Origin of the sequence: Streptomyces sp. NPDC001549 (assembly GCF_042894025.1) — a bacterium.
Classification (GTDB): Bacteria; Actinomycetota; Actinomycetes; order Streptomycetales; family Streptomycetaceae; genus Streptomyces; species Streptomyces kutzneri.
The window spans coordinates 206,525-214,076 of record NZ_JBIAVJ010000014.1; the positions used below are offsets into that span (position 1 = coordinate 206,525).

The following is a 7,552-nucleotide window of genomic DNA, read 5'->3' on the forward strand; positions in this document are numbered from 1 at the left end:
GGTGCTGCGGTGCTGCGGTGCTGCGGTGCTGCGGTGCTGCGGTGCTGCGGTCAGACCAGGCCGAGGCGCACGGCGGCGGCTTCGGCGTCCACCGGAACGGTGACCGGCTGCGGAGCGCCGGCGATCGCCCAGTCGGGGTCCTTCAGGCCGTTGCCGGTGACGGTGCACACGATCGTCTGACCGGGGTCGACCAGGCCCAGCTCGGCGGCCTTGAGCAGACCGGCCACCGAGGCGGCCGAGGCGGGCTCGACGAAGACGCCCTCCTGCGCGGCCAACAGCCGGTAGGCGGCGAGGATCTGGCGGTCCGTCACCTCGTCGATGAAGCCGCCCGACTCGTCACGCGCGGCCAGCGCGTAGTCCCAGGAGGCCGGGTTGCCGATCCGGATCGCGGTGGCGATGGTGTGCGGCTCCTTGACGATCTCGCCGCGCACGATGGGCGCGGAACCGGAGGCCTGGAAACCCCACACACGGGGCGTACGCGTGGACAGGCCGTCGGCCTTGTACTCCTTGAAGCCCTTCCAGTACGCGGTGATGTTGCCCGCGTTGCCGACCGGCAGCACATGGATGTCGGGCGCGTCACCGAGCGCGTCGACGATCTCGAACGCGGCCGTCTTCTGACCCTCGATGCGCACCGGGTTGACCGAATTGACCAGCGCGACCGGGTAGTTGTCGGAGAGCGCGCGGGCCAGGTTCAGGCAGTCGTCGAAGTTGCCGTCCACCTGCAGGATCTTGGCTCCGTGCACCAGGGCCTGGCCCATCTTGCCGAGCGCGATCTTGCCGCGGGGCACGAGCACCGCGCAGACCATCCCGGCGCGCACCGCGTACGCGGCGGCGGAGGCGGAAGTGTTGCCGGTGGAGGCGCAGATAACCGCCTTCGCACCCTCTTCCTTGGCCTTGGTGATCGCCATGGTCATGCCGCGGTCCTTGAAGGACCCGGTGGGGTTCGCCCCCTCGACCTTCAGGTGCACCTCGCAACCGGTGCGCTCGGAGAGCACCTGGGCGGGGACGAGGGGAGTGCCGCCCTCGCGGAGCGTCACCACGGGGGTCGTGTCCGTCACCGGCAGGCGGTCCCGGTACTCCTCGATGATGCCGCGCCACTGGTGGGTGCGATTGCTGCTCATGGGTCCTTACTCCCCTTCAACGCGCATGATGCTGGCGACACCGCGGACGGTGTCCAGTTTCCGCAGCGCCTCGACGGTCCCGGAAAGGGCGGCGTCGGGTGCGCGGTGGGTGACGACGACGAGGGAGGCCTCTTTGCCGACCCCGTCCGGACGTCCTTGCTGTCGAACCGTGTCGATCGACACGCCGTGCTCCGCGAAGGTGGTCGCCACCTGGGCGAGGACGCCCGGCTTGTCCGCCACATCGAGGCTGATGTGGTAGCGGGTGACGACGTCCCCCATGGGGCTGACCGGCAGCTGGGTGTACGCCGACTCGCCGGGCCCCGTTGCCTCGGCGAGCTTGTTGCGGGCGACGGCGACGAGGTCGCCGAGGACCGCGGACGCGGTGGGCGCGCCGCCCGCGCCGGGCCCGTAGAACATGAGCTGCCCGGCGGCCTCCGCCTCGACGAAGACGGCGTTGTACGCCTCGCGGACGGAGGCGAGCGGGTGGCTCAGCGGGATCATCGCCGGGTGGACGCGGGCGGTGACGGACTCGCCGTCGGCGGCGCGCTCCAGGATGGCGAGGAGCTTGATGGTGCAGCCCATCCGCTTGGCGGAGGCGAAGTCGGCCGCGCTGACCTCGGTCATGCCCTCGCGGTACACGTCGTCCAGGCGGACGCGGGTGTGGAAGGCGATGCCGGCCAGGATCGCGGCCTTGGCGGCGGCGTCGTAGCCCTCGACGTCGGCGGTCGGGTCGGCCTCGGCGTACCCGAGGGCCGTGGCCTCGTCGAGCGCCTCCTGGTAACCGGCGCCGGTGGAGTCCATCTTGTCGAGGATGAAGTTCGTCGTGCCGTTGACGATGCCCATCACACGGTTGATCTTGTCGCCCGCGAGCGACTCGCGCATCGGGCGGACCAGCGGGATGGCGCCGGCGACGGCGGCCTCGTAGTAGAGGTCGAGACCGTGCTGCTCCGCCGCGGCGTGCAGCGCGGCGCCGTCCTGGGCGAGCAGCGCCTTGTTCGCGGAGACCACGGAGATGCCGTGCTCGAAGGCGGTGGTGATGAGGGTGCGGGCGGGCTCGATGCCGCCGATGACCTCGATGGCGATGTCGATGTCACCGCGTTTGAGGAGGGCGGTCGCATCGGTGGTGACCAGCTCGGGGTCGATGCCCTCGCGGACCTTGGAGGGGCGGCGCACGGCCACGCCGGCGAGCTCCACGGGCGCGCCGATCCTCTGCGTGAGGTCGTCGGCGTGCGTCGTCATGATGCGAGCCACTTCTGAGCCGACCACTCCACAGCCCAGCAGCGCCACCTTCAGCGGACGCGTACGCATCATTCGACCTACGCCTTTCGATCTTCCATCAGTACCCCGCGGGCGGTTTGCCCGCCGGGTGGAACCAGTCTCACTCAATGGACAGCAGTTTCCATCCTCGGTCCATTGAGTGAGACACCTATTTCATCATCCGAGGTCGAGACGCAGGAGATCTTCCTCCGTCTCGCGGCGGACGATCACCCGGGCCTGTCCGTCCCGCACGGCGACGACGGGCGGGCGCAGAGCGTGGTTGTAGTTGCTGGCCATGGAGCGGCAGTACGCGCCGGTGGCCGGGACGGCCAGGAGGTCGCCGGGCGCGAGGTCGGCGGGCAGGAACGCGTCCTTCACGACGATGTCGCCGCTCTCGCAGTGCTTGCCGACGACGCGTACGAGCATGGGCTCGGCGTCGGAGGTGCGGGAGACCAGGGAGATGGAGTACTCGGCGTCGTACAGGGCCGTGCGGATGTTGTCGGACATCCCGCCGTCGACGGAGACGTAGGTGCGCAGCCCCTCCAGCGGCTTGATCGTCCCGACCTCGTAGAGGGTGAAGGCGGTCGGGCCGACGATGGCGCGGCCGGGCTCGACCGAGATCCGGGGAGCGCGCAGTCCGGCGCTCTCGCACTCCCGGGCCACGATCTCGTGCAGGGCCTTGGCGATCTCGTGGGGCTCGCGCGGGTCGTCGTTCGAGGTGTACGCGATACCGAGGCCACCGCCGAGGTCGATCTCGGGCAGCTCCACCCCGTGCTCGTCCCGTACGGCAGCCAGCAGCCGCACGACGCGCTTGGCGGAGACCTCGAAGCCGGCCATGTCGAAGATCTGCGAACCGATGTGGGAGTGGACGCCGAGCAGCTCCAGCGAGTCGTGCCCGAGCGCCCGGCGCACGGCCTCGGCGGCGGACCCGTCGGCCACCGCGATGCCGAACTTCTGGTCCTCGTGCGCGGTGGCGATGAACTCGTGGGTGTGCGCCTCGACGCCGACCGTCACGCGGATCTGGACGGGCTGGCGTACGCCCAGCTCACGGGCGATGTGTGCGACGCGGGCGATCTCCTGGAAGGAGTCGAGGACGATGCGTCCGACCCCGGCCCCGACGGCCCGGCGGATCTCGCCCTCGGACTTGTTGTTGCCGTGGAAGGCGATCCGCGAGGCGGGCATCCCGGCGGCGAGCGCGGTGGTCAGCTCCCCGCCGGAACACACGTCGACGTTCAGCCCCTCCTCCTTCAGCCACTTCACGACGGCCTTGGAGAGGAAGGCCTTGCCGGCGTAGAACACGTCGGCGTCGGGACCGAAGGCGTGCGCCCAGGCCCGGCACCGGGACCGGAAGTCCTCCTCGTCGAGGAAGTAGGCGGGGGTCCCGAACTCCTCGGCGAGCTTGGTGACTTCGATGCCGCCCACGGCGACGACCCCGTCAGCCGTACGCTCGACGGTCCGGGCCCAGACCTTCTCGTCGAGCGCGTTCAGGTCGGCGGGCGGCGGGGAGTAGTGCCCCTCGGGCAGGACGTCGGCGTGGCGGGGCCCGGCGGGGTGCGCGGAACGGCTCATCGGTATCTCTCTTCGCGGGTCACAAGCGTGTCGGTGCGTCTATGCCGAGCAGGGCCAGGCCGCCGGCCAGCACCGTCCCGGCGGCTTCGGCAAGAGCCAGCCGGGCACGGTGGGCGGCCGAGGGTTTCTCGTCGCCCTTGGGCAGGACGCGGTACTGGAAGTCGAGCAGCGCGTCGGCCAGCTCGACGAGGTGCCGGGCGAGCCGCTCGGGCGCACGGTGGTGCGCGGCGGCTTCGAGGACGAGGGGGTGGTCGGCGAGGACGCGCAGCAGGGCGGGCGCGTCGACGTCGTCACCGGCTTCGGGGCGGAACCCGAGCTGCTCGGCATTGCGTACGAGCGCGTGGGCGCGGGCATGGGCGTACCGGACCCGGAAGAGCTCGTTGCCTTCCCCTTGTACGAGGAGTGCGTCGCAGAACTCGGGGGTCTCGCGCGCGGGGGTGGTGAGCACGGCCCAGGCGACGGCGTCGGCCCCGTACCGCGCGAACACGTCCCCGTCGCGGCGGGCGACGGGCGCGACGGCGAACTCCGGACCGGGCCGGACGCCCTGCAGTGCCTCGATCCGTGCGACGGCGGCCCGTACGAGGCGCTCTCGCGGCTCCCGGGACGGCACGTCCGGGACCTCGATCACCGCTGCGCGGCGCACGTCACGCACCAGCCGGGCGGCGGAAACGGTACTCAGCGAGAAATTCAGGAACCCGGCCCCGGTGACCTCGACACGCTCGATCCCGGCCACACCGCCCAGTCGGCGGGCCAGCACCTCGGCGACCTCGGCCGGGCGCACTCCGGCACCCTTCGCGATCTGGAAGGCGACGGGAGTGGCGTACTCGCCCACCCCACCGGGCCGGGTCCGCTCGACCACCACGCGCGCAGGCGCCGCCCCGCCCAGCTCACCGTCCTCGACGGCGCAGCGCACGGCGCTTACGACGCAACGGGAGAGGTCGGCGGGGGTCACGGGACCCAGCCTAGGGGAGACGCACCGTCATCAGTCGAAGGGTTTCGCCATGTGAACAGAGCACCGGACAACCGGCACCGACGAGGAGAGCGCTCTACTGGAGGGGACCGCCCCTCCCCCTCCCGGCGGGCGCCCCTTTCCTCCCGCCGCTCCGGTCCTTGCGCTCGACCAGCCGGCGCACGACGCGTACCAGCTCGGTGGGCTCGAACGGCTTCGCGAGGAAGGCATCCACCCCGGCCGCGATCCCGGCCTCCACCTCCTGCTGCGTACAGGCGCTGACGATGGCGACGGGCACGTCCCTGGTCCGCGGATCGGTCCGCAACTGCGCGGCCGCCCCGAACCCGTCCAACCGCGGCATGACCACATCAAGGGTGATCACATCGGGACACACCCGATGCACGACGTCCAGACACTCGGCACCATCGTTCGCGGTCACGACCTCGAAGCCCTCCAGCTCGAGATTGACCTTGATCAGCTGCCGGATGACCTTGTTGTCGTCGACAACAAGCACCCGGCCCGAGACGCCTGGCACAACTCGAGAGTAGGTCCGCCCGGGCCCCCGCGTCCGGCTTTTCGCCACTTCCACCCCCTGCGGGCGAACCACTCCCTCCTCCCCCGCAAACCAGTTCCTGATCACCCCACGGAAGCTGGTAGTGTTCAACCCGTCGCCGCAACACAACGACGCGCCCCCGTAGCTCAGGGGATAGAGCAACGGCCTCCGGAGCCGTGTGCGCAGGTTCGAATCCTGCCGGGGGCACTTCCGCTCGACCAGCGAAATCACTCGCTGACCTGCGCAAGTGCCAATGATGAAGCCCCGAACTCAGTCTCACTGAGTCCGGGGCTTTCTCGTTGTCTCTCACTGTTCTCGCGTGAGTGGCGCGTGAGCCGACGGGCGATGCGTGCACGCGCCCCTCGCCAGCCCCGCTGCCACCGTTGCCGTCGATGCAGTTGGACCCAGGCCGCCGGCCGCCACCGGGAGGCCGCTTCAGCTATGAGCCCCCGTCACCGTCGGCCTCACGGCCTCACATCCCTCGCCGCGGGCGCCGGGCCCTGCCCCCGATACCTGCCCCCATGGGGCGATACCACCAGTCAACCAGCCCCCATCCTCGAAACGCACCTCACGGCCGTCGCCCAGCCAGGGCCTTGATCCGTGCCTTAATCCGTCTCCCTTACATAGCAGCCCAAATTCTTACCGGAAGAGGCAAACTTGGGCAGATCATTGCGGAAGAAGTAGATACCTCCTTCACTGGCACCGCCGCGGATTTCGTCGGCAGCTTTCTTTGAGAGGAGAATGCAGAAAGTCTTGATCAGCGGATTACGGGTACCTGCCCGACTCAACTGCAGCGATCCCTCATATCGACCAGGCTCGAAGCTCCAGTTGTCGGCCTGAAACAAGAAGATCGGCTGCTGAGGTTTGTCCTGGCTAACGAGGAACGGGGCAGGGTCGCCAGACCATCTATACGAAAGCCACTCGGAAGCGGCGTCGAAATTCCATACACCGACCTCTTTCCAGTAGAAAATCGGCCTCTCCGAAGAGGCAACGGACGCAGCAGGAGTCAGTTCGAAACGCGCGTCACGAATTACCTCGACATCCTGAGTCTTGACTCTGGTGGAAACGGTCGGTTGAACATAGAAGTGGGCATCCTTGCCCATCATCCCAATACGCATGAGATGAGGAAGCGCCAACTCAATCTCTGGCTTCTTTTGAAGTTCAGTGAAGTTGTAAAGCGAAAAAGCCAAAGCAGCTACACCGGCGACTGTAGCGACCCACTTGTGCACAGCGTCGGAACGACTCCTCTGGGACGTCGCTGCCCCGTCGTCACTGTTGACCATGTTCTTACCTTGGTCTCGAACCCGGGTCCGCAGCTCTCTGTGTTACTCCATGTGGTTAGTGGAAGAAACGCCCCGCCACCCGCGTGAGGGATGCGTGAGTCAGACAGCAGCCTCATTGATCACTGCTCGCGCGCGCTCGTAGTAGCTCTCGCGAGTTCCATCGAGCCCGATGGCATCCGGGCGCCGCGTCAGGTTCGCGAGGGCTTCGGCCGTGCCCCCCGCCCAGTCCCCGTAGGCGACGAAGACAGCGTTGGCCTTCTCCCGGAGTTCAGCGTCCGGCATGACCTCAATGACTGGCAGGGCGTCATCGTGATGCCTCCGGACCATCGCGAAGCACTCGTCGTAGAGGCCTATGGCAGCCAAGGTCTCCGGCGCTTCCGTCGCCTCACCGATCTTCGCCCGAAAGTCCTGGAGCATCTTCGAGATCGTCGTAGAGGTAGCGATCACCTGCTCCCGAATGCGCTGCTCGTGGGCCAGCTTGGCCTCATGATCGCGCTTCGCGGCCTCCAGGGCGTCGGCGTGCTGCTGCCTCCTCCTCTCGGTCCGTCCAGTGAAGTAGTGAGTGATCCAGGCCGCTGCGGTCGAGCTGATGAGAACGGCGCCGGCCGAGATCGCGGCAGTGACCCATTGGCTGTCCTGCACGATCGTCGTGGTGACATCACCGGTCGTGGTGGTCGTCTGCTTGCCACCGCACCCGGCTATGACGATGAGCAGCGCGAACAGACCTAAGAGCTCGTAACACGATCATGCGTCGGGCTTGTTGAGGCGTCGCCAGCAGATGAGGCTGCAGGCGAGGGAGACGAAGGCGTCGTGGAGTTCG

7 protein-coding genes and 1 tRNA gene are annotated in these 7,552 nt (G+C 68.4%); 1 reads left to right on the forward strand and 7 read right to left on the reverse strand.

Annotation, left to right across the window (positions count from 1 at the left end; genetic code table 11):
• Positions 1–50: 50 nt before the first annotated feature.
• The 5 genes from thrC to ACFY04_RS23495 form a co-directional block, all read right to left on the reverse strand.
• The gene (gene thrC / locus ACFY04_RS23475; RefSeq protein ID WP_389119315.1) at positions 51–1,121 is read right to left on the reverse strand and encodes a threonine synthase; all 1,071 of its coding nucleotides are present in this window, start codon (positions 1,119–1,121) and stop codon (positions 51–53) included.
• 6 nt (positions 1,122–1,127) lie between these two features.
• Positions 1,128–2,432: a homoserine dehydrogenase gene (locus tag ACFY04_RS23480; protein WP_389119316.1), complete on the reverse strand. Its 1,305-nt coding sequence runs from the start codon at positions 2,430–2,432 to the stop codon at positions 1,128–1,130.
• Between the two features lie 123 nt (positions 2,433–2,555).
• On the reverse strand, positions 2,556–3,947 hold the full coding sequence (gene lysA, locus ACFY04_RS23485) for a diaminopimelate decarboxylase (RefSeq protein WP_389119317.1): 1,392 nt from the start codon (positions 3,945–3,947) through the stop codon (positions 2,556–2,558).
• 19 nt (positions 3,948–3,966) lie between these two features.
• Positions 3,967–4,899, reverse strand: coding sequence for an ArgS-related anticodon-binding protein NrtL (gene nrtL / locus ACFY04_RS23490; protein ID WP_389119319.1), 933 nt, complete (start codon positions 4,897–4,899; stop codon positions 3,967–3,969).
• 94 nt (positions 4,900–4,993) lie between these two features.
• Positions 4,994–5,479 carry a PleD family two-component system response regulator gene (locus tag ACFY04_RS23495; RefSeq protein WP_389119334.1) on the reverse strand — a complete coding sequence of 162 codons (486 nt, stop codon included), beginning with the start codon at positions 5,477–5,479 and terminating at the stop codon, positions 4,994–4,996.
• 105 nt (positions 5,480–5,584) lie between these two features.
• On the opposite strand from ACFY04_RS23495, the gene ACFY04_RS23500 reads away from it, so the two are divergent.
• Positions 5,585–5,656, forward strand: a tRNA-Arg gene (locus ACFY04_RS23500).
• Between the two features lie 398 nt (positions 5,657–6,054).
• Here ACFY04_RS23500 and ACFY04_RS23505 read toward each other — a convergent pair.
• Positions 6,055–6,732, reverse strand: coding sequence for a hypothetical protein (locus ACFY04_RS23505; protein ID WP_389119320.1), 678 nt, complete (start codon positions 6,730–6,732; stop codon positions 6,055–6,057).
• A 99-nt stretch (positions 6,733–6,831) separates the two neighbouring features.
• Positions 6,832–7,374 (reverse strand): hypothetical protein, encoded by a 543-nt coding sequence (locus ACFY04_RS23510; protein ID WP_389119322.1) that lies wholly within the window; start codon positions 7,372–7,374, stop codon positions 6,832–6,834.
• Between the last annotated feature and the right edge of the window lie 178 nt (positions 7,375–7,552).